The organism is Mesorhizobium kowhaii (assembly GCF_003253745.1).
Lineage (GTDB): Bacteria > Pseudomonadota > Alphaproteobacteria > Rhizobiales > Rhizobiaceae > Mesorhizobium > Mesorhizobium kowhaii.
Genome location: NZ_MZXV01000064.1, coordinates 21318 through 47745 on the forward strand (window position 1 = coordinate 21318; position 26428 = coordinate 47745).

17 protein-coding genes are annotated in these 26428 nt (G+C 61.7%); 9 read left to right on the forward strand and 8 right to left on the reverse strand.

The genetic code is table 11. The features are described from left to right. Positions 1-23 precede the first annotated feature (23 nt). Positions 24-1754 (forward strand): ParB/RepB/Spo0J family partition protein, encoded by a 1731-nt coding sequence (locus B5V02_RS30295; protein ID WP_111547702.1) that lies wholly within the window; start codon positions 24-26, stop codon positions 1752-1754. A gap of 120 nt (positions 1755-1874) precedes the next feature. Here B5V02_RS30295 and B5V02_RS30300 read toward each other — a convergent pair whose 3' ends face one another. Further along, positions 1875-5426 carry an autotransporter domain-containing protein gene (locus B5V02_RS30300; protein ID WP_111547703.1) on the reverse strand — a complete coding sequence of 1184 codons (3552 nt, stop codon included), beginning with the start codon at positions 5424-5426 and terminating at the stop codon, positions 1875-1877. Positions 5427-6096: 670 nt separating this feature from the next. On the opposite strand from B5V02_RS30300, the gene B5V02_RS30305 reads away from it, so the two are divergent. Continuing rightward, a complete protein-coding gene (locus B5V02_RS30305) occupies positions 6097-6738 on the forward strand; it encodes a DUF433 domain-containing protein (RefSeq protein WP_111547704.1) in 642 nt (213 codons plus the stop codon). A gap of 4 nt (positions 6739-6742) precedes the next feature. Further along, positions 6743-7120, forward strand: coding sequence for a DUF5615 family PIN-like protein (locus B5V02_RS30310; RefSeq protein WP_111547705.1), 378 nt, complete (start codon positions 6743-6745; stop codon positions 7118-7120). A 17-nt stretch (positions 7121-7137) separates the two neighbouring features. Here the strand turns inward: B5V02_RS30310 and B5V02_RS30315 are convergent, their stop codons facing one another. The 3 genes from B5V02_RS30315 to B5V02_RS30325 are packed head-to-tail and all read right to left on the reverse strand — an operon-like array spanning position 7138 to position 16869. Continuing rightward, the gene (locus tag B5V02_RS30315; RefSeq protein ID WP_111547706.1) at positions 7138-9771 is read right to left on the reverse strand and encodes an AAA family ATPase; all 2634 of its coding nucleotides are present in this window, start codon (positions 9769-9771) and stop codon (positions 7138-7140) included. Further along, positions 9768-10892, reverse strand: coding sequence for a metallophosphoesterase family protein (locus B5V02_RS30320; protein ID WP_111547707.1), 1125 nt, complete (start codon positions 10890-10892; stop codon positions 9768-9770). Before B5V02_RS30320 ends, B5V02_RS30315 begins: the two co-directional genes overlap by 4 nt. Before the next feature lie 13 nt (positions 10893-10905). Next, the gene (locus tag B5V02_RS30325) at positions 10906-16869 is read right to left on the reverse strand and encodes a DUF3320 domain-containing protein (RefSeq protein ID WP_111547708.1); all 5964 of its coding nucleotides are present in this window, start codon (positions 16867-16869) and stop codon (positions 10906-10908) included. A 651-nt stretch (positions 16870-17520) separates the two neighbouring features. Here B5V02_RS30325 and B5V02_RS30330 point away from each other — a divergent pair. The 6 genes from B5V02_RS30330 to rlxS all read left to right on the forward strand — a co-directional run bounded on the left by B5V02_RS30330 (position 17521) and on the right by rlxS (position 23118). Then, positions 17521-18045 (forward strand): DUF309 domain-containing protein, encoded by a 525-nt coding sequence (locus B5V02_RS30330; protein WP_245446285.1) that lies wholly within the window; start codon positions 17521-17523, stop codon positions 18043-18045. Positions 18046-18985: 940 nt separating this feature from the next. Then, positions 18986-19309 carry a DUF736 domain-containing protein gene (locus B5V02_RS30340; protein WP_111547709.1) on the forward strand — a complete coding sequence of 108 codons (324 nt, stop codon included), beginning with the start codon at positions 18986-18988 and terminating at the stop codon, positions 19307-19309. A 168-nt stretch (positions 19310-19477) separates the two neighbouring features. After that, the gene (locus B5V02_RS30345; protein WP_111547710.1) at positions 19478-19747 is read left to right on the forward strand and encodes a helix-turn-helix transcriptional regulator; all 270 of its coding nucleotides are present in this window, start codon (positions 19478-19480) and stop codon (positions 19745-19747) included. Beyond that, positions 19744-20292 (forward strand): S26 family signal peptidase, encoded by a 549-nt coding sequence (locus B5V02_RS30350; RefSeq protein WP_111547711.1) that lies wholly within the window; start codon positions 19744-19746, stop codon positions 20290-20292. Before B5V02_RS30345 ends, B5V02_RS30350 begins: the two co-directional genes overlap by 4 nt. Next, positions 20280-20963, forward strand: coding sequence for a lytic transglycosylase domain-containing protein (locus B5V02_RS30355; protein WP_111547712.1), 684 nt, complete (start codon positions 20280-20282; stop codon positions 20961-20963). Before B5V02_RS30350 ends, B5V02_RS30355 begins: the two co-directional genes overlap by 13 nt. A 184-nt stretch (positions 20964-21147) precedes the next feature. Beyond that, entirely contained in the window at positions 21148-23118 is a 1971-nt protein-coding gene (gene rlxS, locus B5V02_RS30360) for a relaxase/mobilization nuclease RlxS (RefSeq protein ID WP_111547713.1), read from the forward strand. Between the two features lie 45 nt (positions 23119-23163). Here the strand turns inward: rlxS and B5V02_RS30365 are convergent, their stop codons facing one another. The 4 genes from B5V02_RS30365 to B5V02_RS30380 are packed head-to-tail and all read right to left on the reverse strand — an operon-like array spanning position 23164 to position 26108. After that, positions 23164-24714: an E2 ligase fold family C protein gene (locus B5V02_RS30365; protein WP_111547714.1), complete on the reverse strand. Its 1551-nt coding sequence runs from the start codon at positions 24712-24714 to the stop codon at positions 23164-23166. Between the two features lie 2 nt (positions 24715-24716). After that, positions 24717-25178, reverse strand: a complete 462-nt coding sequence (locus tag B5V02_RS30370; protein ID WP_245446287.1) for a Mov34/MPN/PAD-1 family protein — start codon at positions 25176-25178, stop codon at positions 24717-24719. A 23-nt stretch (positions 25179-25201) separates the two neighbouring features. Next, positions 25202-25819: a putative metal-binding protein gene (locus B5V02_RS30375; protein WP_111547716.1), complete on the reverse strand. Its 618-nt coding sequence runs from the start codon at positions 25817-25819 to the stop codon at positions 25202-25204. Further along, entirely contained in the window at positions 25812-26108 is a 297-nt protein-coding gene (locus tag B5V02_RS30380; RefSeq protein WP_167458731.1) for a DUF2604 domain-containing protein, read from the reverse strand. Before B5V02_RS30380 ends, B5V02_RS30375 begins: the two co-directional genes overlap by 8 nt. Positions 26109-26428: the final 320 nt, after the last annotated feature.

The window sequence follows — 26428 nt, forward strand, 5'->3', positions numbered from 1 at the left end:
ACCCGAAACGAAGGAGAAGACCCATGCAGCTTGCCCACATTGCCCTCGACAGGCTCAACATTTCCGCCGCCAACATGCGCCAGGGCAAACGCGCGCCCGATATCTCCGACATCCTGCCGTCCGTGCGCGCGCGCGGTGTCCTTGTGCCGCTGCTGGTGCGCCCCAACGGCTCGCCGGAAAGTTTTGAGATCGTCGCCGGACGGCGGCGCTATTTCGCGGCCAGATCGCTCGCCGACGAGCGCGGCGAGGCCGACCCCTTGCCCTGCGCCATCATGGAAGACGGCGACGACGCCAATGCGCTCGAGGCCTCGCTGATCGAAAACATCGCCCGGCTCGATCCCGACGAGGTGTCGCAATGGGAGACGTTTTCGCGGCTCATCAGTCAGGGCCGCACCGTTGCCGACATCGCCGCGACCTTCGGCATCACCGAACTGATGGTCAAACGCATTCTGGCGCTTGGCGACCTCTTGCCCAATATCCGCGAAGCCTACCGGCGCGACGAGATCGACGCCGAGACGGCGCGCCATCTCACCATGGCCTCGAAATCGCAGCAGAAGGACTGGCTGGCGCTGTTTGCCGATCCCGAACAATACGCACCGCGCAGCTACCAGTTGAAGCAGTGGCTGTTCGGCGGCCAGTCCATCTCCACCAAGGTGGCTTTGTTCGCCATCGAGGATTACCCCGGCCTGATCGTCTCCGACCTGTTCGGCGAAGACAGCTATTTCGCCGATGCCGACCTGTTCTGGCAAAAGCAGAATGAGGCGATTGCCGCCAGACGCGACGCCTGTTTGGAAGCCGGCTGGTGCGAGGTGGTCGTGCTGGAACCGGGGCAGCATTTCCACGCCTGGGATCACGAAAAGACGCCCAAGAAGAAAGGCGGCAAGGTCTTCATTGCGGTTACGCATCGCGGCGAGGTCGAGTGTCACGAGGGCTGGCTTTCGTGCAAGGAAGCCCGCCGCGCCCGCGAGACGAGCGAGGGCGATGACAATCCCGAAACGCCCGCCAAGCCGTCGCGACCGGAACTCACTGGCCCGATGCAGAACTATGTCGATCTGCATCGCCATGCCGCCGTGCGCGCCGCTATGCTCGACCATCCCGCCGTGGCGCTGCGCCTGATCGTGGCGCATGCCATCGCCGGTTCCGGCCTTTGGCAGGTGCGGCCCGAGCCGCAGCGCGCGGCCAACGAGACCATCGCCGCAAGCCTTGCCGGCTGCAAGGCCGAAGCCGCTTTCGCCGAGAAACGGCGCGCGGTCCTGGCCCTGCTCAGCTCGCCGGACGACGATGGCAGGGTCGCCGGCGGCAATGGCGACGCCTTTGCTCTCGCCAGCGTCTTCGCCCGGCTTTTGACGCTTTCGGAGGATGATGTCATGCGCGTCCTGGCCATCGTCATGGCCGAGACGCTCGAAGCCGGCAGCGCCGTCATCGAGGCGCTCGGCAACCATCTGAACGTCGACATGGGCGCTTGCTGGCAAGCCGACGACGCCTTCTTCGATCTGCTGCGCGACAAGGAAGTCGCCAATTCGATGCTCGCCGATGTCGGCGGCAAGCATGTCGCGGACGGCAATGTCGCCGAGAAGGTCAAGACGCAAAAGAAGATCATCCGCGACTTGCTTGCGGGCGAAAACGGGCGCCAGAAGATCGAGACATGGCTGCCGCGCTGGATGAAATTCCCGGCCGAAAGCTACACCGATCGAGGCGGCTTCCGCACCGCCGACCAGTGGGCACGCGTTAAGCCGCTGTTCGCCTCCAAATGAGTCAATCAAGCCCGAGCGGCGGTTCTCTCAAGTGCCGCCGCTCGGGCGTCCGGGTGCCAGCATGCTGACTGACGGAAGCGCGTCAGCGGCAGCATTTATGACGATTACGCCGGTCTGCCATCAAAATCCCACTGTCAGATCTGCCTTGATGCCGTTCTCGCTCACGTCGCGCGAAAACTGGCCGGCGTAGGACAGGCCGACCTTCGCGTTGGCAACGATGCCGACGTCGAAGCCCGCCTCGACGACAAGTGCGTCCCTGGCGACCGACAAGCCTTCGACCATGAACGCCTGGCCGCCGGCGAAGGCGAGGCTCTGTTGCGCCGAGACATCGCCGAAGGCATGGTTCCAGCCGAGCATGCCGCGCACCGTGAGCACGGTGTTTTCGCGAGCCAGGAATTCCTGCGAAAACCGCAGGCCGAGTCTCGTGACACCGAGATCGGTCGAACTGGAGGGCCCCGTGAGCGCAGTCGGGCCCCCGTCCTCCTGAATACCGTTGCTCCGCAGATGCACGTAGCGAGCGCCGGCAAAAGGCTCAATTGCGCCGTAGCCGGTATCGAGCCGATAGCCCGTCTCTCCGAAAAGCTGCACCGTCTGGCCATCATAGGACGACGCATGCCGGTTGACGACGCCGCCCGGCAGCATGGCGTGACGCGTGGTGTCGATCTCATGTTGGGCGAATGTGGCACCCACACGCAGGCCAACGGCGTCCCACTGCGCGCCGCCATACAAACCCACTTGGTAACTGTCCACCGAGGCATGGCCGGTGGTGGAATTGAGCGCAGTGCTGCCGTGACCCAGCAGCAGGCCAAGCCGCCACGTCTCGTTCACCATGCCGTCGATACCGGTGGCGATGCCGCCAAGGTGACGATTGAAATCCGAGGCGTTGCCGTCGCTGCCGACATGTGCCCACGATCCATAGGCCTCACCCCACAGCGTGATACCATGTCTGGTTGGCTGCATGGCGGCAATGGCGTCGCTGCGGGTCGGCGCGGTTTCCGCTCCATATTCGGCCGGTTCGACGGTCGATTGCGGTCTTCCCGCCACGCCGCCGAAGCCGGACCGCACCCGATCGATGGCCGCCTGGCCGATGAACTGCCCGTCCTGCGCCAACACCCCCTTCAGCGTGGCGTGAATTTCTCCCGAAAGCGATTGGTACGCAGCAGAAAGGCTGTCCGCTGGGGTTGCCAACGCGACCGTGTCATGGATCGCATTGCCGAGCCCGAGCGCCTCGAGCGCGGCGGCCGTCGTCTTCTGGTTTCTGGTAAGGGCGAAATCGGCAAAGCCGCGGCCATTGCGAGATACATTGAGGTGAACTTCATTCTGCAGGTACGAGAGCGTCGTGTCGAAAAAGGAAAACCCTTGCGTGCCGTCGAACTGGCCGCTGACCCCGCCGGTCGAGGTGATGATGGTATAGGTCCGGTCCATCAGCGCCTTTAGCCGCTGTTGCGGGGTAGCGCCGGCTTCCGGGGTGATCACCACCACACCCCCCAACAGGGTTGTCGCGCCTTTGACGACGAGCCGATCGCCCTTGTTTGCGCCAACCTCGATATGGAGCGCACTGTCCTTGTTGAAGATCACGTCGCCGGTCGATGTCAGCGTGCCGATCGAGTTGCCGGGCGACACGACGCCACCGCCGGCCACGTCAATGCCGCCGACTGCGCCGATGCCGCCCAACGTGCCGAGTTTGTTGACGACGACCTTCGAGGTGATCGAGCCGTCCACCGCAAACAGGCCGCCATTGATCAAGGTATCGCCCCTATAAGTGCTGTGACCGGTCAGCCGCAGCGTCCCGGCGCCGGATTTGGTAAGGCCTCCCAGATAGTTGTTGGGATCGGTAAGTTTGGCGGTGAGTTTCGACACGAGGGCCTCATGGGCATTGAACTCGGAGATTGCCCCGGCGACCCGCTCCTCGGCGATCGTTCCCCGTATCCTGTCCAGGCTGCCTTCGGGGGTTCCGGTGAAGTCGACGAACTGCGCCGTCTGCCAGATGCTCGTGTTGGGTGCCGTGGCCTGGAACGCGTTAAACAGGGAGACGGCGATCGGATTTGCACGCATGGCGTTTTCAGCCGCGTAGATGGCCTTTTTGGAGCCGCCTTCGGATGCTTGCTCGCGAACCCGAACCAGCTCGATCGCCTCGTTGAAGGCGTCGGGCGTCACCTCTGCCGCGACGTCGTTCCTGATTTTCTGGATGGCCTCCTCTCTCACCCCGTTCTGCCAACGCTCGGCGACCTTCTTTGCTTGCCAATCGGCGATCGTACGCTGGTCCTCGCCCTTGCGCTGATCCAGGGCGTCCTGCGAGATGTCGTTGCTCCAGATGTCCTCGCCCGAGCCGCGATAGAAGCCGGGCAGCTTTGCCTCGAAGCGCTCCAGGAACTGACCGGGGCCTTTCAGCGCCTTCTCCAGATCGATGCGCCCCCAGCCGAAAACCTCGTCGACGCCGGCGTCGCCGAGGTCAGCTGACGTCGTTTTGAGGATTTCGTTGATCTCGCCATTGGCGAGGTAGGGATAGCGTTCTTTGAGCACGCCAAAAGCGCCGGAGGCGAACGGACCGGCCATGGAGGTGCCGCTGAACTTGCCATAGGCCGGGTGCAGGCGGTCGTCGTTGACGATGTCGCCCGGCTTCAGGCCGGTGCTGTCGCCCGCTGGAAAGCTGCTGTTGATCTTAGTCCCCGGCGCGGCCACGCAATAATACTTCGCGTAGCCGCAATTGCTGGAAAAACTGCTCTTCGAATAGCCTTGCGGATTTTCCGCGTCGGCGACGACGCTCATCGTCGTCAGCCAGTATTTTTCGATGTCGGGCACGAAGCTGGCAAGCCCGGCCATCGCGTCCGGCTCCTGGCCGTGGTCGTTGCCGGCCGACATTTCGACGACGATGCCGCTGCGCGCCGCCTTGATGGCGCCGTCATAGGCGCCGCCATCGGGCGTGCCGCGGATCGCCTCGATCTCCTGGAACTGCGCATAGGCCTGCGTGTAGGACCACGACGGGCCCGGGAGGCCGATGACCCAGCTGTTCGTGACGATGTCGACGCCGGCGTCGATCATCGCCTGCCAGGCCGCGCCATAAACGGCGCCGTCATTGCCCCTCACGCGACCATCCTCGGGTCCGGGGTCGTAGTTATTCGCCGCGAAAAGCTTGGCGTCGAACGCCACGCCCATCGTGCCGACGCCGTCCCTGTTGGCGCCGGCGATGCCCGCCACGTGGGTCCCGTGCGCCGAAATCTCGCCAGTGCCGTCGATGAACTGCCTGCCGTCGGCGAAGAACGGATCACCGGCTTTGACTGGAAAGTAAGGGTCCGTATAGACGCGCGTGCCTGAGGTCGGGAGAAAGGTCAACCGGCCGGCAAACTCTGGATGCGCCGCCCACACCGGCTGGTCGATGAAGCCGATCTTCGCACCCTTGCCGGTGAAGCCCAAGGCATAGGCGGCATCTGCGTTGATGCCTCCGAGCCCGACGTTGCCATTGAATTCGACGTCATGGCGCCAGCTCGCGCGCGCCGCTTCCAGGTCGGAGGTCGTGCTGCCGTCAGCACGAACATACCGCTGCGCCTCACTTGCCGCCGACGCCGCGGCGAGCAGCGTCGCCGTTAGCGCCGTCGTTTTGAGATACTTGGCAAAGGTGGGGAGGCAGCGGGGATGCGCCGAGCTTTTGGTGCAAAGGTCATAAAACGTCATTCAGGAAGTCCTCCTACGCATCTTCAAGTCGAATTCTCCTTCTCCCCTTCGGCGTGCCGTCGACGCGGACGAAGTCCGCGCCGCGTTGAAGACGAGTGCACTGCGAATGGATGTGCATCCCCCGGCATCTGTATTTTCTTGCCTCTCACCATGGTGGGGTCGTTCAGCAAATTGTTGTAGAGCGCGAGATTATTCGCCGTGATGGGATGGCGGCGGCCCACCTCAGCGGTCTCGCGCGTGTGCGTGCAGTCAGTCCTCAATCCGTGTTGTCACATCTCAGCGCAAAGGCCGTGCCAGCGCGCTCAGCCGGCAGCAAACCTTGAAAAACCTCCACGGTGCCCAGGACGTCGATTGTACCGGACCCGACATGTTTTCTGCCGCTGTCAGGTTTCGGACACGGAACACGCGCTTCGATGCCTCGCTGGGGCGAGGGGATTTTCATGACCATCGGATGGCAACGGAGTGAGCCGTCGATGTGCTTCGAACCAGGCTGACCCCGCCTGGACGCATGCAAAAATATACCCAGGAGTGACCGTCAGGACCTCAGTTCGTTTCCATGGGACGCTGGATAATCTGCTTTCCGGCAGCAGAGCCCTAGGCTGCGGCAAGCCTGGGTGTCTTTACGATGGGAGCCCAACGACCTATATTGTTCTTCATAAGGAGAAGAATTATGGGCGCAGCTGCTCGCATCTATACCCCCGCAGAGGCGGCCGCCGTCAGCGGGATCGGCATCAAGGCCGTTCATAATGCGATAGACAAACGCATTGTCGACACGGTTCCAAGCGCTGTCCGACGCGCCGGCGGGATCGTCCGACGGGCATTGACCGGTGAGGATTTGCTGCGGCTCAAGCTCTGGTATGGCGTGGGGGCGACACTTCCCGCTGATCGCCGCCACCGCCTGTTCGAGGAAATCAAGGCTGCTCCAACTGCCAAGACGGTAAGGGCTGACGACCTGCTGATCATCGACGTCGCCGAGGCACGTAAACAACTCGAAGCGCGCATTGTCGATCTCGATGAGGCGGATGCCGCCATCGGCCGCGTTAAAGGGGTGATGGGCGCAGAGCCCGTCTTCAAAGGAACCCGCATCCCTGTTCGCATGATCATGACCATGCTCGCGCAAGGCGCGGACGAAGCGGAGGTTCTGGAGGGATATCCCAAGCTGACGCCGCGGATGATAGAACTCGCCAGGATATGGGTTGCCGCTCATCCGGTTCGCGGGCGGCCCAAGAAGCTTTCCGAGCAGGGCGTGAAAATAAAGTCGTCGAAGAGCGTGGTCTTGAAGGGCGACCCACGTCCGTCGAGGCGCGTGTGACCTCGTGAGGTTTCTGATCGATGAGTGCCTGCACACGTCCCTCGTTGCGGTAGCCCAGGAACGCGGACATGAAGCAAACCACGTCACCTGGCTTGGGCTAAGCGGCGAAACCGACTGGGACCTCATGCCCCTCATTGTCGAAAGGGATTTCACCTTCGTCACCAACAATGCCAAGGACTTCAGGAAGCTTTATGCCAAAGAACCGGTTCACGCCGGCCTTATCATCGTCGTCCCTCAGGTCGGGCCGGAAAAGCAGAGAGAGCTCTTCGATGCTCTCCTCGGCGACCTGGGTCCAGAAGAATTTCTGATCAATGAGGTAATCGAAATCGAGATCGAAAACGGCGTTGCGATCGTAACACGATACGATCTGCCGCAGCCCTGAGTCCGCGCGCTCTCCGCTTATGATCGATCCGGTTGCCAGTTGCTCATCTGCAATATGTTTCCGCCGAGCTTCGCGAACGCGCGTTGGCGGCAGGAGAAGACGAGAATCTGCTGATCGTGTGACTGGCGGTGCAAAGCGTCGAACATACGCTCGATGCGGTCGTCATCGGAATAAACCAGAGCGTCATCCAGGATAACCGGTGTGGGTCTGCCGTCGCGGGCAAGCAAACGGGCGAAGGCCAGACGGGTCAGAACCGAAAGCTGTTCTCGCATGCCGCCACTCAGCCTCTCGACATCCTCGTCCTGACCATTGCGGCGAACGGTCTGCGGCAACAGTGTGTTCTCGTCGAACACTATGGAGATGTCATCGAATAGCAATCCAAGCAGCGGTCGCAGTTCGGACATGACCGGCTTCAGATAAAGATCGCGTGCCGTCGAGCGCGCAGCGACCAGCGTCGTGCGCAGCCGGTCGAGGACGGCTTTTTCGAATTCGAAGCGTCTCGCTCGCTCTCCAGCGACTTCCAATTTTTCTGTGGCCTCGCGCAAAGCTTCTTCCACCGCGTCGTCGGACCGAGTGCGAATATGGCCATTGAGATCGGCCAGGGTTACACGCAACTGACTTGCTTCCTGCGTGGCGGCATCCTGAACCGAACGGGCGCGGCGCAGAACGGCTTGGGCGCTGGTGAGATCGTGAGCGCCGTCGCGCAGGGGAGCAGCGCGCATTCCGGCCGCTTCGCGCAACTTTTGTCGTGCGGTGGCCTCGGTGAGCAGCAAGCGTTCCTTTTCCTCGCGCGCTGCATCGGGTCCCAATATGACCTCGAGGCTGGTCAGTTCCGCCTGGATGGTGACATAAGCCGTCTCCGCGGCCATGACAGCCTCGTCGGCATGGCTGCGCAAGGGCAAGGCCTCGCGCACGCTGTTGCGCGTTGTCGCCACAAGCTGCTCGGCTGCGGCATGACGTTGCCGGATCTGTTCCGGATCGACTTTGAGTTCGAGGTCCCCGGCCCCGAGGGCACTCAGACGCGCAAGCTCCTCGTGCAATTGCTGTATCCCCTTGGGCGCCAGGTCGGCAAGCCGCTGACGTGCCAAGCCCAGTTCGACAGCCTTGTGGCGCGCTTCCACCAGGCGCTGGCGTGCCGTCCTGAGGCTGTCGACACCGAGGGACGCAAGCAGGCTGCGGTGCTTCGCTTCGGCGTCTTCGATGGTCCGGTCGGCCTGCTGCGGCCGATTCGATCGCAGGGTCAAAGCTCCGATGCCGGCAATATCCAGGCGCACGGTGCCAGCAAAGCTTTGGTCTTCTGCATGGGGCAAGGGCTTGGCATCGACCGTCACCAAATCGGCGGCGCCGTCCCGGTATTCCATGCATAGCGTCGGCAGGGTTGCCAGGTGAGCTGCACGAAGGCTGGCGATCTCGATTTCGAGCATTTGCAGCTGCTCGACAGCCCGTTCCGGCACCGCCAGCATCGCCAGTGCTGCCTCTCCATCTTCGATCTGGGTTCTGGCGACTTCGGCTTGTAGCAACCGGTTGTCCAGGCCGGCCAGTTGTTCGGCAGCGTCACGCGCCAAGAGGGTCGCATCCAGCCGCGCGAGCAATTCGCGAGCTTCGCGCTCTTCCTGTTCGGCTGCTTGAACCTCGGCCATCGCTTGTTCGTTTTCGGCGATGGCTGAAGCGCGACGATCGAGAACCTCACTGCGGCGATGCTGCGCAATCGTCGACTGCTGGCGCAAATCCGCGGCTCGTTTGAGCGCGGTCCGAAAACTATCGAGGGCCTGCTGCGCCGCGTCGTGGTGAATTGCGGCCAGGGCAGCTTCCGCCTCGGCGGCTTTCAAGGCTTCGCTGTGCGATTTGGCGGCCTCGACCGCGGCTTCCGCGGCCGAGATGGCTTCCCGCCGGGTGGCGCCTTCTTCGGGGTTTTCAAGCTCAGACAGACGCGCCAACGCCATGCGCCGCTTGTCGAGCGCATCGCGCAGACCGGTGACTTCGGCGCTGAGACGCTGCTCGTCTTTCAGCAGTTTGTCACGCTCGTCGAGCGCTGCCGCATAGAGACCACCACTCTTGGGACGCAGCGTTGACGTGACCAGGCTATAGAGCTCTTCCTCGCATGCCGCGGTGATTTCGGCCATGCGCCGCCCGCCGGTCAGGGCTTCAACTTCCCCCTGAACCGAGGACAATAGGCTTTCGCGCACGCGTTTTTCGCCGTCCTCCTCGTTTTTGCTGCGCCTTTCGATGCCGGTGACCCCTTGGCGAACCCAGAGCAATCCTGCCGGTCCTGCGCTTCCGCCATGGATTAGTTTGCCGATAAAGGCTTCGGCCTCATCGGCTTGAGCCAACAGTCGCCCGCCGTCGAGGTCAATAACGCTGGCCAGCTTGCCGCCATAAAACTGCTTGGCAAGCCGATAGCGTCCTTCTGAAGTGGTGATGTCGGCCTCCACCACCGGATTGCCCCCACTATAAGGCCGCAACAGTCGCACGCCTTCGGGTGTGCCCGTATGAGGCTGGAAAAAGAGTGCGTGCAGCGCTTCGAAGAAGGTTGATTTGCCGAACTCATTGACTGCGCTAAGGACGTTGACGCCGTCGCCGATGTTTTCGATGGCGACGCCTTGCCCGGCGAACCGTTTGACGTTGTGGAGCCGAAGGGCCGTAAGTTTCATGATCCCATCGCCTCGCAATAGCTGAACAGCCGAACCAGTGCTTCTCGCGATATGTCGCGTTCGACAGCCGACCGGGTTTCGTCGCTGCTTTCATCCAACAGTGCCTGCGCTGCCTCGCGAAGGGCACCAGAGCGATCGATGCGATCCAAATCGCCACTTTCGCAGTCGGTCGCGAGCCCGTCCCCGTCCAGCTCCAGATAGGCGAAGTCGGGCGCGGCTGCCGCGATCGCCGCTTGAAGGACGGTTCGCCCACTTAACCGCACCCGGCCAGACGCGGCAATTCGCAGCAAGGTCTGACGCCGCAGATGTGCCGGTGGAAGCAACGCTTCAAATGCCGCCGCGCTGTCGTCACCAGACAGCAGATGCAGGGGAGCGGTTTTCCAGGAAAAGCTGGCTGTCTCGACGGCCGCGATCTCCGGCATGGCGCCGGGCCCGGCAATGGAAACGACAAGGGCCTGGCCGGGTGTGTCATGTTTGAAACGGTCAGGTTCGGGCGCACCGCTATAGCGGCTGCGCTCATTGATGGCGACGGGGCCGTGCCAGTCGCCCAGCGCCAGGTAATCGAGACCGGCCTTGGCCGCGCGATCTGGGGCAATGATGTCGGACGCTGCGGAATCCTCGGAAAAGGACTGAATGGCGCCATGAGCAAGGCCAAGCCGAATGGCGCCTTGCGGCGTCACGGCGCTGTCCATCCACTCGGTAAGGTCGCGACCGGGCCGGCGGGTCGTACACGGTGCAGGCAGCAGCGCCACGTCCCCGGCAATGGTCGAGACTTCGGGCCGGATCGCCAGCAGGACATTGTCCGGCACAACGCTGCCCGCTGCACTCCACAATTGATCAGCCAACAGGGAATCATGGTTGCCAGGCAGCAATATCCAGCGCAGGGGCGCGCTCTGGCTCATCTCGGCCAGGGCCTGCCGCAACATCGCTGGAGTGGGCGTTTCGGTATCGAACGTATCGCCGGCCAGAAGTATCGTGGATGCGCCATGGACGCGTGCCTGCTCTGCCAGCCGGCTGATCGCGCCATGGCGCGCTTCACGGAGCCGCCCGCGCAGATCCTCTGGCATGTTGCCGAACCGCTTGCCGATATGAAGATCGGAGCTGTGGATGAATCGAAACATGGAGTCTCCGAGACTATGTCGATGCCAGGTTGCGCCGGGCGCGATCGATGGCCTCATCCAGCCGGGAGCGTGATATCGCCGCAAGTCGCTCGACGCCGAGCAGACGTGCAAGGTCGAGAGCGGGATCCGACTGTTCCAGAATGTCCTTGTTCGCAACGACGACAGCGGCCAGCTCGGCGATTGGAATGTCGGCAATGGACCGGCGGGCATCGGCATCGAACGGCATGCGATAGTCAAGCAGGTCGACCACCGTCCCCCTCTTCCATAGGAAGCTGCCGCTGGATTCTTCAGTTCTATCGAACTCGCGCAGATGCAGGTCGATCCGCTCCCGAATCTTGTTGCCCGTTCTGAGCCAGCCATGCGCCCGTGCGATGCGCTGCGCAAGGACGTCCTCTCGCAGAGGCCCTTCCTGTTCGATCACCGCGTCGACCATGGACCGCAACGTGCCTCGGTAGACGAAGTCATAAAACTGATCCGGGCTGGTGGAAAATCCGGTTAGATCAGTCAGGCGATAACGGCCGCCTGTCGGTACGGCATCATGCGTCGAATGCGCGGCCGCAGGCAAAATTGCTCCAGATGCCGACGGGCGCTCTCCCGTCGCGACGGGAGCGGCGACAAGTTCTGGCTCTGATGTTATCGACGGATGTTCCGGTTCGCCGGCCGATGCTAGGTCTTCGGCTGGCAATGGGTCCATGGGGTCGACCTTATGGCCCATGTCCCAATGGATCGCGGCTTCACTTTCTTGTTGTTCGGCCTGTTTGCGACGGCTTTCCTCGAGCAGCGCGGCCAGGCTGGCATGAAGCCTCTCGGTGCAACCTTCGAGATCAAACCACCAATCGGTTGACCATACCCGGACGATGTTCCACCCGAGGCCTCGCAGGACCTGCTCGCGGACCTTGTCTCGATCTCGCGCCGTGGCAGAACTGTGATAGGTCGCGCCGTCGCATTCGACCCCAGCCAGATAGGCGCCGGCGAGATCGGGATGCCGGATCCCGATATCCACTCGAAAGCCAGAAATGCCGACTTGTGGAACGATGGTCCATCCGCGCTTCTCAAGCTCGGCGGCGACGGCCTCCTCGAAAGGGGATTCCAGGGCTCCGACCGACCCGCGTTCCTGCGCCGGCAATGCCACAGCACCGCGTTCGGCAAAATCGAGGAAGGCTTTGAGATGCTGTACGCCGATCGCCTTGGTTCGGTTGGGGTCGATCTGGTCGGCGGCAAAACCTGAAAATACTATCAGTTCCTGCCGCGCACGCGTCACCGCGACATTCAGCCGGCGTTCGCCGCCATCCCGATTCAGCGCGCCGAAATCCATGCTGCGCTTGCCGGCATTATCTTGCGAAAAGGTGATCGAAAACAGGATTATGTCGCGCTCGTCGCCCTGGACATTTTCCAGATTCTTGACGATAGCGGGTTCAATACGTTCGTCGGCAAAGAACCATTCAAGCTCCGGCTCTGTCTGTCGCGCCTTGTCGAAAAAGTCGAGGATGAGCGACTGCTGTTGCGCGTTGAAGGTGATGACCCCCAGCGTGGGTCGCTCCTTTTCCGGCAAGGCCAGCCAACGCCGCATTCTGCTGACCGCCTCGTCGGTTACCGCTTGGGCTTCGATTCGGTTGGTGCGACTTTTGCCGCGATCATAGATGCCGGTAGTGATTTTTCGCAGCTGCACTGCCCGATCTTCCACCGTTGGGGAGGGGAAGGTGATGAGCCGATTCTGATAGTAGTGATGGTTGGAAAAGGCGATCAGCGACTCATTACGGCTGCGATAATGCCAGCGCAGGTCACGCACCGGGATGCCGGCGGCCTTGGCTTCGTCGAGAATGCTCTCAAGATCCTTTTCGTGCTCGACGACTTCCTCGTCCTCCTCGTTGCGGCCAAAGAAATTGGTGGGCGGCAACTGCTTGGGATCGCCTACGATAATGGTCTGACGGGCTCGCGCGATGGCACCGACCGCGTCCCAGGTGGTGATCTGCGAGGCTTCGTCGAAAATCGCCACGTCGAACAGGGCCTGGTCGGGCGGTAGATATTGAGCGATTGAAAGAGGCGACATCAGCATGCACGGCGCGAGCTTGGCAAAGCTCGTCGGCATCGCGCCAATCATCTCGCGGATTGACCGGCTGGGCCGCTGCAATTCCATCTGATGACGCAACAGGCCCAACTCGGAATTGCGAGGGACGCTTTGCACAGCCGGCAAACCATGAGCGATGGCACTGATGACGCGAAGGCTCGCTTGAGCGCGGACAAGATCGTCGATTTCCCGAAAATCTTCGATGGCATGCTCGTGCTGGAAGCGCCGGAAATTCCGCAGCACCGGATCGGCATCGAGCGTGGCCGGCAGCCACCAGCGTACATAGGCCAGGCGGAACGCGGATTGAGCCTCGGTTGGCTGCACCAGACCCGCCTCTATATCGTCGACCAGCGCTCCCAGATTCTGGCTCACCGCCCTGCGACGAATGCCGCACCACGATGTCCAGTCTCGCAAGAGATGGCGGGCATCGAGCAAGTCTCCCATCGTGCTCATCAATTCGGTCAGCGGATTGTCATGTCCTGCCCACGACGGCGCGTTTCCAGCAGGAATCGCAAACCGGGCCTTTGCAGCCTCGAATGCCGCAGTGGCCGCAAGGAAGCGGGCTGCCCCTTGCCGCATCGTACTATCTGCTGCACCGCTTCGCAGGCTCGGTGCGGTTGCTTGCAGAAGTGCTCTGAGATCCTCCGTACCAAGGCCGGGCAGCCGTAGCGTCTGTCGAAGCCTTTCGGCCATCGAGAGTATCTGGCCGATACGGTGGGTGTCGGTATCAAGTCCAGCAAATCCAATCGGTTTGCCGGATAGGATATTGGCTTCGACAGCAGCACGGCGGTCCTGCATCACACGCAACAGTGGCAAGTCCTGCTGAGGATCGGCCATGCCTTCTGTGACATAGGCCTGAAGCAGCTTCTGGACTTTGCGTTTGCCCAACTGACTGTTCGGCCAGAACGCAGCGACGGCTCGTTGCCATTGCTGCTCAATGTCATCTACCGGTATGCGCGTAACAGCTTCCTGGTCATAGTGTGCCGACAGGCCCGAATGAGACGTGCGGTAGCTCCCGATTGCGTCATTGAGAGCCGCCACGGCTTCCCGCAACTGGGCGAAATCTCGATCAAAGGCGATGCTGAGGTCATAACCGGCACTGTCCTGGAGTGCCCCCGCCAGTTTTCGCAGCGCCTCGAGCTCGGCTTTTGACGCATCGCCTTTGGCGCGAAGGCCGACGCTCACCAGGAAGGCGTCCAGTGCGGTGGCTAGAACCTCGGACGCACTTCTGAGCGCCTTCGCCGCTTCGAGCAAATTGTCCTGCCAGCCCGACGTCCACTCGGTGACATCTATGAGACGCAAGACCGGTCGCATCTCCACCGACTGAAATGCGAGACCTGTTTCGGCGGCAATATGCTCCAGCGCCAGCCGGTTTGCCTCGTCATGGGAATCGCGCGATGGCCAGGACAATCTCGGAGCGTGCTGCCGCTTGTTCTTGAGAGCGATGCCGAGCGCCAGATAAGGCGTCAGACCATTGACATGGCGCCGATGCAGCGCTTCGACATAGGCGTTAAGTTCGTCGCGGCGCAGGCGAAGCCGTTCGTTGACCGCAATCCATTCGGCTCCGTCCACGCGCACGCTGCTTTCCCAGCTGTTCCTGAGCTGGTTGAGAAAGTTGCGCCGGTCCGCCTTGCTGGAATGAAGTTCGAGACAGTGCGCGCCCAGGCCATGTTCGCGAAGGCGACGATAGACGACATCGAGTGCTGCCGTCTTTTCGGCCACAAACAGCACGGTTTTGCCGACTGAAAGACAGTTGGCAATCATGTTGGCAATGGTCTGGCTCTTGCCAGTGCCGGGAGGGCCGATGATGACAAAGTCGCGACCTTCGGCGGCGGCAAGGCTTGCGGCGGTCTGTGAAGAGTCGGCCGGCAACAGCGAAACGATGTCAGACGGAGCATAGTGGTGATCAAGGTCACGTTCGTCTCGGAATGATGCGCCATTGCCCTCGAACGCTATCTCCGGCGTGTCGATCAGATGGCGCACGACACGGTTTTCGCGCAGGGCATCAGTACGCTCGACCAGATCCTTCCACATGAGAAATTTGGCGAAAGAGAAGGTTGAGAGCGCCGTCTCGTCCACCACCTCCATGCCGGGGACGTCGCGCACTGCCTGGCGCATAAGACCGAGCAGCCGCGGCACATCAACGCCGCTTTCGTCCTCGGGCAGCTCACCGGAAAACTGTGGCAGTTTGAGCTCGAAGTCGCGTTCGAGAAACTGCAACAAGGTTGCGTTGAATCGCGGTTCATCTTCATGGAAGCGCAAGGTAAAACGCGATGTCGCGCTGCGGCGCTCGATTTTGACCGGTACGAGAAGTAACGGTGCGCGATAGCTGCGCTCGTCCTCGGTCTTCTTCTTCCAGCGCAGGAAGCCAACCGCCAGGAAAAGCGTATTCGCGCCGCCCTCGGCAAAGTCGTTGCGGACTTGCCGGTAAAGATCGATCAGCCGGGATTCCAATTGGCGCCCATCGAGCGTCGACGGGAGCTCGTCGCGCAGAAGCGCTTCCGCGGCAAAGCCCCGCTGGAGGTCACGTCCGTGCACCTCGCGATAGAGGGCAGCATCGCGCTCGCCCAGTGGATTCTGTTCGGGCAGCGAAATCAGCCGGATCGAAGCGCCTGCCATCAGGCGGTCCTCGAGGTAACCGACGTCAGTACAAAGAAACGGAATTGTCTTCTTGGAGTCCGGAAAATTGAGCAGGCGGTTCCGCAGTGTCAAGTCGAGGAGCTTTTTCTGCCAGCGGTCGATCCGTCCGGCCGCTGTCGTCGGCTTTACCTCGACGATCTCGACCGGCAGGGCTACCACGGCCGGTGCGGCTGGCAACGGCAACGCGATTTCGGTTGCCACCTCTGCATCCACGCTGCGACGCATCGGTTCATGCGAAGCAAGCGGTGTGATGCCGCCACTGCGCGAGCGGCGGATATCGATGGCTGCGACAAAGGTGGCTACCTGCGTTTCATCGAGCCGCTGTTCGATTGCGTGTTGGGCAGCCTCCAGTGTCATGGCCGGCCGATGCGTCACGCCTGTCGTCTCAAACACGATCAGTTCGCGCGATGCCAGCGCCTTGCGGACCTCCATGGCATCGGGTTCAATGGCGTTGGCGAGCGTCCTTTGTGTCATCCAGACGCCGACGGCCGCGTGTCCCTGAAACATCAAAACGACAGGATGCAGGCCCGTCGCCTCCAGGGCGGACGCGAACAACAGACTGGTATCGAGACAGGTTGCCAGCTTTTCTGCCATAATGATTGAGGGACGTCGGATTTTTTGGCCGCGGCTTTCGAAGCTTGCAGGTGGCTCTGCATAATGCAGCGATAGGCCGGCAATGGCCGAATAGATTGCGGCCGCCAACATGAATGCGCGTTGCGGATTGCCGCTTTGATAGCCATCGAGGCTGGAAGGATGGCCATGCGCTGCAAGCCGCTCCGCTGCAGCACGCAGCAGCCCTGCCACCGCGGGGTCGTTGGGCATGACGAATGCAGGGAGCAGTTGCGCCATATCGATGACGCCACCCCATTCGTCGCGAGCAAGCAGGCGCACGGCAATGCGCCGTTCGGCCAGCACCGCCCCTCCTGAGGTCAGGCGCAACGTTATCTCGCCGCGCTCGGCCTCGTTGAGACCGGCCAGATAGCCGGCGTCGAGATCGATTTTCCGGTCGCTTAAGGGAAGCCGGTCGCCAGCAACGATCCGATCAATTGTCCAGCTCTTGGCGCGCAAAAAAGGTGGGTTCGATATCAGCTCGAGAGTACATTTTTCGAAGCCCTGCTGGGTTGGGTTGTGGATCGCGATGGACCGGATCACCGGAATGGCATTTTGGAAGGATGCATATGTAAAGCTGGCGGCAATGTCCGCCACGACTTCTACTACGGGCGCGGCTGAAATACCGGCGGCACCGCCAGTGCACGAAATCGTTTCCATTCCCCCGCCCCCTAGTTTTCACTTAGGATAGGACTTTGCGGCCCGAATTTGAAAGTAAAATCTCGGTATGGTCACTGCTAAATTCTTCAACAGCATAATTTTTGAAATATGAACCGCATCGGACAGCTGGACAGTTGTCGACCGCAGCAGGGATCGTGATCCAGCCACGGGGACAGCAGGCGCGGCTTCGCCATCTTGCGGGAGAGGTACGATGCGACAATTGCTGGTCTTAACGCGCTGAGGCCATGAGGTCACACGTCGCCAACGCCCATGAACGCGACCAGGTCAAGGAACCAATCAAGGCGCCCCCCGGAACTGATCTTTTCGCCGCGCCGGATCGAGGCGACCTGGGGACGCACGCGATGATGGAACGGTGACACAAGGAGCAGGAGCGTTCAGGCAAGGCATGCAGGATGCAGCAGCACTATTCGTACAGTTGGGCGCGGCCTCATCATTTCTGCGCTCGGTTTGTTTCCCGGCTTTGACTGCCCTCGTACAGATTGGTTTTCTAGGCCGCAGCCTGCTGCCTTGGCGATGTCTCCGGTCTAAACAAGCGGGTGTCGGGGAGTACCATTATGCCATCAGTTCTTGTGTGACATGAATTGCCATCAGCGGTGTTTCATGTTTGCTGGGTCTATGTCACGTCCTCGCTTGCTGCCCGAAAAACGGTTCCCAACCTATGCGTACCTGCCTGGCAGACATCCGCATCCGGTGCGCGATCCCTTGGGCCATAGTTACCAAAACGAGCCGGTGACCGTCGCCGTTGAGGAAGCGCTAGGCTCGGATGTATTTCGATGGGGAATCGACCTTTTCAACCACGGTTATTACTGGGAATCTCATGAGGCTTGGGAGCCTCTTTGGCATGCTGCGAAACAAAGCACTCAGCATCGCGTGTTCTTCAAGGGATTGATCCTGTTGGCGGCGTCAGGGGTGAAAATTCGCGAGGGAAAGCGGGTCGCTGCCGCGCGCCATGCGGCAAGAGCTGCAGGGCTTTTTCGACAAATAGTGAGGGGGCAAAACGGGCTCTTTGAGGCCGCGCTCGGCATGCCACCTGCCGCGCTTGCAGAATATGCCGATGCTGCCACAACTTCCCCGGTTGTTTTGCCGGAGCCGATGCCTGGCCAGCCTGTTCCCGTTTTCGAGTTCATACTCGCACCAAAATCCGAGAGTGTTTGATCGGCAACCCAGTCCGTTCCAGCCAGCATCGTCAGCGGGAAGCGGACGTTGATCGCAGTCCTGGTTAAAAGCCACTAACCTCGCGGCCAGCCTAGAACAACCCGCATTGCGTCGGCTCGGGCATCAGGTGATCATCTCCGACTTGTTCGGCGAAGACAGCTATTTCGCCGATGCCACCTGTTCTGGCAAAAGCAGAAAGAACAAGCGAGCCAGACGCGGCACGTCCATGCCGCCGTGCGCGCCGCCATGCTCGACCATCCCGCGATGGCGCTGCTCCTGATGGTGGCACACGCCATTATCGGTTCCGGCCTTTGGCAGGTGCGGCCCGAACCGCAGCGCACAGCTGACGACACGATCGCCGCAAGCCTTCCAACTGCAGGGTCGTAGCTTCATTCGTCGAGAAGAAATCAAGCCCGGCGTCGGCTCTTTCGAGTGCTGCCTCCTGGCCCCGTTCCCGGGCGGCATCGGCCGCATTTTTTTTCGTGTTTCAGACGCGCACCGCGCGAGAAATCACGCCCCGACCGAGGCTATGCGGCAGCCGTGCATCACGGCCGGGGATGGTTGCCGAGGCGCCCAGCACATGGACATATCTGTCGCTTGGACAGGTCTCAGTGCGTCGGCGGACCCGGCACCTGCATTGCCGCCTGCTTTGTCGTGCTCGCCCGATCGCGCGGCCTGTCTCCATGCTCTCGTCAAGGACCATTTCCCCGCGGCTGGCTTGTCGACCTATGGACGGGTCCGACCGCCCGAAACCCTCGCGGCCAGCTTTTTTCCCCGCCGCCTGCGGCGGCTTCCTCGCGCCGCTTCGCTTCAAAAAAGCTGCCCGCTCGGGTCCTCCGCTGCCGCTGCGGCCCTGTCGGGTTCGGGCGCTCGGACGCGCCCATCACGGTCCGCCATCGCAGGGGAATGGTCCCCGGCGACAGCAAAAGGAGACTTTCAAATGACCGCGATCGGTTATGTCACGAAGCAGGAAAACGGCGGCTACAAGGGCCAGCTCAAGACGCTCAGCGTCCGCGCCGACATCGACATCGTGCCCAATCAGGCCAAGAGCGCCGAAAACCATCCCGACTTCCGGGTGCTGACTCAAGGGGTCGAAGTGGGTGCGGGCTGGATTCGCACCGGCGAGACCTCCGGCAAGGGCTATGTGAGCCTGTCGATCGCAGCCCCCGAGTTCGGTCCGCGCAAGCTCTACGCCAATCTCGGCCGCGCCGCCGGCCAGGACGATGACGACACCTACGCCATCATCTGGAACCCCGTCGACTGAACTGTTGACCTCGGGCCTCGCGCCGCAACCGGCGCGGGGCTCCTCCATTTCCAAGCAGGTCCGCCCGAAGGGGCGGCGAAAACTCTCCCCCGACTCTTCGCCCGTCCCCACGACGACCTTGCTGGCCGATCCTCGCCTGCGCCTTCCGAGAGCGAAACGAGGATCATCATGGACGACGAAAACGAACGCGCGGCCCGCGCCAAGAAGGGCAGCCCGTTTCTCAATACCGCGCAAGCCGCCTTCTATATCGGCCTGTCCCAGCGCACGCTGGAGAAGATGCGGCTCAAAGGCGGCGGCCCGAAATTCCGCAAGCACGGCCGCTATGTCCGCTACCACATCGACGAGCTCGACGACTGGTCGAAGGGACAGCCGCAGGACTCTATTCCCGAGGATGGCGAGGTCACTTCCGGTTCCGCCGGCGAGGGGGGGCGCCCATGAGCCGGCGCCCTTCCATCCGTTTGATCGGCAGCCGTCTGCGGCGCCTTCGAGCGCGCAAAACGATCGCGCTTGCCACGATTGGCCTCGGCCTGATCTGCTTCGCCGCCTTCGTCAGACCAACCCCTTGGCTGGTCTGGAACGCCTCGGCCAGCGCGCCGGTCGGCCTTTATCGTGTCGCGGCTGGATCACCCGCGCGTGCCGACCTCGTGCTCGCCCGCCCACCAAAATCGGTCGCCGATCTCGCCGCCGAACGCGGCTACCTGCCTCGCAATGTGCCGCTGGTGAAGGGCCTTGCCGCGCTCCCTGGCGAGCATGTCTGTGCCTTCAATGACGCCATCATCATCGCCGGTGAGATCGTCGCGCGCCGGCTGACAACCGACAGCCAGAGCCGCCCACTGCCATGGTGGAGCGGGTGCCGAAATCTCTCTGATGACGAGGTGTTCCTGCTTGGCAGCGAGGTAAATCGCTCCTTCGACAGCCGCTACTTCGGGCCGGTGCCGGCCGCAAATATCATCGGGAGGCTCGTGCCGCTATGGACCGATTGACCCTCCTGATGCTCGGCATGATCGCTATTGCGCCATGCGCCTGTTCCGCCTCGACCGGCGCTGAGCCCGTCGTCATCTCCCGTAATCCGCAGCTTGGACGATGGCAGGCGTTCACAGCGGAAGCAAGCAGACGCTTCCGCATTCCCCAAGCCTGGATTCACGCCGTCATGGATGCCGAAAGCAGCGGCAAGACCATGCTCGATGGCCACCCCATCACCTCACGCGCGGGGGCGATAGGCCTCATGCAGGTGATGCCTGGCACCTATGAGAACATGCGTGCCGAATACAGTCTGGGACCTGATCCGCACGATCCGCGCGACAATATTGTGGCCGGGACCGCCTATCTGCGCGCCATGTATGACCGCTTCGGCTTCCCAGGCCTGTTTGCCGCCTACAACGCAGGACCCGAGCGTTACGAAGACCATTTGAAGCGTGGCAAGCCGCTGCCGAAGGAGACCATCGCCTATCTGGAACAGCTCAAGGCGACGGGGATTTCGGCCGCCGACATGAACGAATTCAGGGGCGAATCCGCGACTCCAAAGCGAAGAAACGCGCACTCCGGACGCTCGCTCTTCTTCCTTCATGATGGTGTTCGCGCCGGCGAAAGCAATGACGATCTCTTCGTGCCGCTCGGCAAAGATGACGCGCGGTTAACGAAGCCGGATCGCTAGCGATGTGCGGGTCAGGCGCGTCCTGGAGAGGAGGGGGAGGGCGCGTAAGGCAAGATAAAAGCACCGCCTCCAAGAGGCGGCGAAGTCTTTGTCTGCACATCGTTTTTCCAGGAGGCTGGCGCCGGTGCCATGAGGGTTGGACGCGTAAGCTGTTGATTTTGCTTAGCCTGGCCAGGAGGCTGGCATGAAGGACGACGAGTTCAGGCCGAAGCTTGGGAGAATCGGGTCGCGCGGCTCGAAGGCCGGCAAACGCTATGTCGGTCAGGTCCGGGCAGCGATCAACAGAGCTGGCGGCCGGCCTCAGCATGGCGGTCGCTTTACCGGAAGCCGGGCAGGGCACGGCGGCGCGGCGGCCGCGCTGCTCAGATCACGCGATCGCCACGCCGCCTTTCGCCAGCGGCGGGTCGTGGTCAAGGCACGCGTCGTCAAGCTGGTCGGTAAGGGCCAGGACGCGGCACGGGCCCATCTTCGCTATATCCAACGCGACGGCGTCACTCACGATGGCGCGCCTGGCGAACTCTACGGTGCCGACAGTGACCGCGTCGACGGCAAAGACTTCCTTGGTCGTGCGGAGGGCGACCGCCATCAGTTCCGCTTCATCGTCGCACCGGAAGACGGCATCGAGTATGACGATCTCAAGCCGTTCACGCGGCGTCTCATGGCGCAGATGGAGGAAGACCTCGGCACAAGGCTCGACTGGATCGCTGTCGATCATTTCAACACCGGTCATCCGCACACCCACGTCATCGTTCGCGGCAGGGACGATCGCGGCGAGAATCTCGTCATCGCCAGGGAGTATATCTCGAGTGGAATCCGCGAGCGGGCGGCGGAGCTGGTCAGCCTCGATCTCGGTCCGCGCACCGACCGCGAGATCGAGCAGCGCTTGCGCCAGGAAATGGATCAGGAACGCTTCACCAGCATCGACCGCCGGCTCCTCAGCATGCGCGATGACGACGGAATAGTTTCGCCGGACGGTCGCGACGCCTTTCGCCAGACGCTGCATCAAGGCCGCCTCAGGCAACTTGAGCGAATGGATCTCGCGACGGAGATCGGTTCGGGCCGCTGGCGGTTGGATGAAGAGCTCGAAGCCACGCTGCGCAGCATCGGCGAGCGGGGTGACATCATCAAGATCATGCATCGCGAGCTCACCGGCAAGGGGTTCGCTCGCAGCGCCGCAGACTATGTCGTCCACGATCGGCCTGAACAGGACACCCAGCCTGTGATCGGCCGCGTTGTCGCGCGTGGACTGGCCGACGAGATCAATGACCGGCATTACCTCATCGTCGATGGCGTGGACGGCAAAAGCCATTACATCGACATCGGCAAGGGCGAGGCGACGCAACCGACGCCCGACGGCTGCATCGTCCACGTCACGCCGAAAAACACCGAGCCAAGACAGGTTGACCGTACGATCGCCGAGATCGCCGCCGCTCACGGTGGGCGCTACAACGTCGATATCCACCTCAAGCATGATGCGTCCGCCACCGAACGCTTCGCCGAAACGCATGTTCGAAGGCTGGAAGCGATCAGGCGAGCCACTGGCGGCGTGGAGCGCGAGCCGGACGGTACCTGGAGCATCGCGCCTGATCATCTCACACGCGTGGCCGGTTACGAACGCCAGCGTGCCAGGATTGAACCTGTCATGGTCGACAAGCTCTCATCGATGCCACTGGAGCAGCAGGTTGGTTTTGACGGCGCGACCTGGATCGACCGGGAGCTGGTTTCTGATGCACCTGAGGCCTTGAGCAACTCCGGCTTCGGCCGTGAGATGCGGGAGGCACAAGCCCGCCGGCGGCAGTGGCTGATTGCGCAAGGCCTAGCGCATGAAGAGCAAGACCGGATCGTTTATCGCGCCAACATGATTTCGATCCTGGGCCAGCGTGAGCTGAACCGGATTGCCGGCCAGCTGTCGGATGAGCTTGGTCTCCCGTATTCTGAAGCGCGGCCTGGAGATCGAATAGAAGGCACGCTGCGCCGATCCGTCGAGCTCGCCAGCGGCAAGTATGCTGTCATCGAGAAGTCGCGAGAATTCACACTGGTGCCCTGGCGGCCGGCGCTTGACCGACATCTCGGCAAGGACGTCTCCGGTGTCGTGGGCGGGGCGGGAGTGTCCTGGACGATCGGACGGCAAAGGAGCGGGCCGAGCGTGTCATAGTAACTGCCCGCATTGTCATCGCGCACGACCCGTCTCCCTGCTCTGCTAACCGAGACTCAGCTGTTCACCGGTCTTGCCGTATTTGCGCCTATACGCGGCAATGAAATCCTCGTCGCTACAGATGCAGCGGCCGCTGGAATCTTTGGCTTTCGGGTCATGCAGGTGAGATCCAAGGGGGCGCAGAAGATTCACGCGAGTGCTCGTCGTCGGGCTTACGGGAAAACCCGCACTATGTTTGACCAGCTCCGCGGCAAGCATAATCCCGGCAAGCGCTGACTGAAAGGCCATTGGAACCACGGTTCGAACGAGGCGACTTCCATCACTGAGCTGGAACACCAAACCGCCGCAGATAGCCTGCTGGTAAAAGGAGCGCAGGGGCTGGCCAACAAACGGGGCTAGCGGTTCAAACGGCACAGCCATCGCTGTAGCCACCCGAGCTACAAAGTCGTTGGGAACTCCGGCATTGGTCTGCAGGAGCGTTTTCACCTGCTCGTGTGCTTCCGGTATTCCGAGTTCCTCGGCAATCAGCTGGTGCTCGTCCTTGGATTTTCCGGACGGCAGGTACATGCAACAAAGGCAAGCTTGGCCGTCATCGAAACCATGCCGGGAAATACCTAGATCGTGCTCTTGCGTCCATGCATTCGCGATCCATCGGGGCAGTGCACCTTGGACAGCCAGACGGTCGGCGGCGGTGTCAAGCGCCACACCCACTTGGTCGAAGACCCAATCGCCCCGGCGCGCAACATATTCTGCCCACGTCAGCGGGTGCGCCTCGACCTTAAGGGCAGCCGATCTAAGGGCGGTGGCTGCAAGAACCGCCTTGGACATGCCAATCTCCGCCTGGCCGGCCAATGCGTAGCGCTGCAGGTTTGAGAGTTCGATTGCTTCATGATCGATTACATGCAGACGACCCATGAGACCGGGTTGTTTCGCTAGCGCCCAAAGCGAGCCATGGCCTATCGCGCCGAGGCCAACGAGGTGCGTTTCGCCAAAGTCGGCAGGGAAGTCGATCGGACCTGCCTCGCCGGCTTTGGTCTTGTTGTAGCTGTATAAGGAGAGGTCGATGGTTTCGTCCAACTCGGCGCCGGTCAGCTGGGCGGCGAAGATGGTTCGAAAGACGTTGGCGGCGCCGAAGCAACTGGCGGCGCCCGCTCCATAGGGCAGCAAACTCGAGCCAGAGCCCACGGGACCCGTACGCGACAGCTTTGCCGCCCAACCGTCCGATCCCATGAAAAAGGTCGGGCACCGGAGTGATGGGTGCACCGCGCCTGCAACTACGCAGACCGTGGCAGATTTGCCGGAGCGTCGGATACCAATTTTTGGATTGATCGACTTTGCCAAGCGCTCCAGCGCTTGGGCTTGAGGGCTCGCCCCGCTTTCCAGGGGAAGTATTGCCAGAACCGGATAGAGTCTGGCGAGCAACCTCACCGTAAGGTCAAGCGTCGCCTGGCCTTCGGCACGTGAGGCGGCCTGGCTATCGAAAGCCACAGCCACGACCTGTCTTTCGAGAGCTGCCTTGAAGTCCTCCAGATGAAAGTCGGCCAGTACCTGAGATGCCGCCGTGGCGGCGCGGTCGATGAAATTAGCAAGTGCCATGGTTAACTCGTTATCTTGATCATTCGCGTCAGTGCCGCCGAGGGGACCTCATTCCAGTTCGCCTTCGCGTCAAGTCGATAGGCGGCGACGCGAGCAAGATCGAAAGGCTCGCGGGCGAAATTCGGCACTACCAGGGACAGACACCCAACCGTGGTAGCGACCGCATAAGCGTCGTCGGTTGTCGAATGGTAGGCGCGGCCCGGATGGCTATGGATCTGGGCCAAGAGTTTCAGGCCGCGCTTGTAGAGCCAGACGTTGAGCCGGTGCAGTTCTTCGGCCGGAACTATTACGCAAACGCCATCGCTTGTCCGAATGTGATGCTGCGCCGGGATAACGGTCTCTGTTACGGCAAAGTGCCGGTCTTGCTGAACGCCGACCCAGAGCGCCATCCCCTCATTGCCCTCGCGACCAACTCTGCGCAGATGCGCATGCGTGGTCGAGATGCAGCCGCGCGGGAGAGTCACGGTCGTTACATCCGTCAAAGCGCTCATTCCGGGATGGCGGGTGGGGGTGCCACCATGGCTCCCACTGAGATTTGGAACTGATACTGAAGCTGCTCCACGGGGCCGGTCCCGTACTTGATGATCTTGTCCAGGATAAAGGCCAAACAGCCTTCGCCAGAACCCCGGTGGAGAAGCCATGAATCACCTGAATGGGCTGGATTGTCGTGATATTCCCGGACGCCTGCCATGCACAGGAATGGAGTGTGTTCCGCACTGTTGGCCTGGATGAAGTCGGATAGGGGCAGAGCGTTTTGCTGCATGAGGACCGAAATCATATCCGGCGGGGTTCCGGGTAGATGCGGTCGTCTGGGCATCCTTAGCAGTAAATCCTTCCGGGCAATCGGCCGGCGCGTAAAGGGATCGACGAAGACCACCGACGGAGGTCGCAGGTCGTAATTGGAAAAGTCGATCTCGACAGTTGCACCGATTATCTGTGGCTTTATCTTGGGCGGCGCGAAGATGAAGAAGGCGGTAGGGAAGCTCGCCTCGATCAGGAAACAACCCTGAGCCCGGTAAACACCTGCCTGTGTTTGGAACCAGCCGATCTGCCGATCGAACTTCGCTCGAGAGACCGCAGGGTCCACAGTTTGGATTTCAGGCACCTGCTACGCCCGCCTTCAGGCTGAGGAACAGGGTCACAATGTTCGCGAAACCGAAATCGCCAACTTTTTTGTCGACGTCGAGCAAGTTGCCGGCCTCGTCCTTGAATTCCCAATTTTCGGCCGGCTGGGCGACGTTTTGCGTGTTTTCAAGGGCTTTGGTACGAACGACGTGCAGCGGCTGGTTGGGATTGGCTTCGACCTGCGTGGGCTGGCCGTTCACCACCACTGTGATCTCGACCTTGCCTGGCCCGCCGCCGTGATTATCGCCCTTACCCGAATCCTTCGACATTTGTCCTACTCCTGTGGCTTGCCAACCGGCCCCAGGCCCTTGTGCCCACCTGCTAGTGAGACCGGCGATCTTCAATCGTCCACTCGGCGCCACGGGCCGCGAGTACGAGAAAGACAGGGGATAAGCTACCGAATCGGTGCTGCCTTCTTTTATGCGTGACTTGAGCGGCAAGTAAACGGCTGAAATCGCTCGTCACAACTATAATCGGTTAGAGCAATGCGAAAATATTGGCGACACGCCTATTCATGTGCTCTTTCACGTGCCAGCTCCACTGGCCGCGTGCAAAATTGGCCCACCCCGCGCAAGTCCGCCGGCCGGTA

Coding starts and splice junctions, on each gene's coding strand:
- B5V02_RS30295 (WP_111547702.1), top strand. CDS start 24: ATGCAGCTTGCCCACATTGCCCTCGACAGGCTCAACATTTCCGCCGCC.
- B5V02_RS30300 (WP_111547703.1), bottom strand. CDS start 5,426: ATGACGTTTTATGACCTTTGCACCAAAAGCTCGGCGCATCCCCGCTGC.
- B5V02_RS30305 (WP_111547704.1), top strand. CDS start 6,097: ATGGGCGCAGCTGCTCGCATCTATACCCCCGCAGAGGCGGCCGCCGTC.
- B5V02_RS30315 (WP_111547706.1), bottom strand. CDS start 9,771: ATGAAACTTACGGCCCTTCGGCTCCACAACGTCAAACGGTTCGCCGGG.
- B5V02_RS30320 (WP_111547707.1), bottom strand. CDS start 10,892: ATGTTTCGATTCATCCACAGCTCCGATCTTCATATCGGCAAGCGGTTC.
- B5V02_RS30325 (WP_111547708.1), bottom strand. CDS start 16,869: ATGGAAACGATTTCGTGCACTGGCGGTGCCGCCGGTATTTCAGCCGCG.
- B5V02_RS30340 (WP_111547709.1), top strand. CDS start 18,986: ATGACCGCGATCGGTTATGTCACGAAGCAGGAAAACGGCGGCTACAAG.
- B5V02_RS30345 (WP_111547710.1), top strand. CDS start 19,478: ATGGACGACGAAAACGAACGCGCGGCCCGCGCCAAGAAGGGCAGCCCG.
- B5V02_RS30350 (WP_111547711.1), top strand. CDS start 19,744: ATGAGCCGGCGCCCTTCCATCCGTTTGATCGGCAGCCGTCTGCGGCGC.
- B5V02_RS30355 (WP_111547712.1), top strand. CDS start 20,280: ATGGACCGATTGACCCTCCTGATGCTCGGCATGATCGCTATTGCGCCA.
- rlxS (WP_111547713.1), top strand. CDS start 21,148: ATGAAGGACGACGAGTTCAGGCCGAAGCTTGGGAGAATCGGGTCGCGC.
- B5V02_RS30365 (WP_111547714.1), bottom strand. CDS start 24,714: ATGGCACTTGCTAATTTCATCGACCGCGCCGCCACGGCGGCATCTCAG.
- B5V02_RS30380 (WP_167458731.1), bottom strand. CDS start 26,108: ATGTCGAAGGATTCGGGTAAGGGCGATAATCACGGCGGCGGGCCAGGC.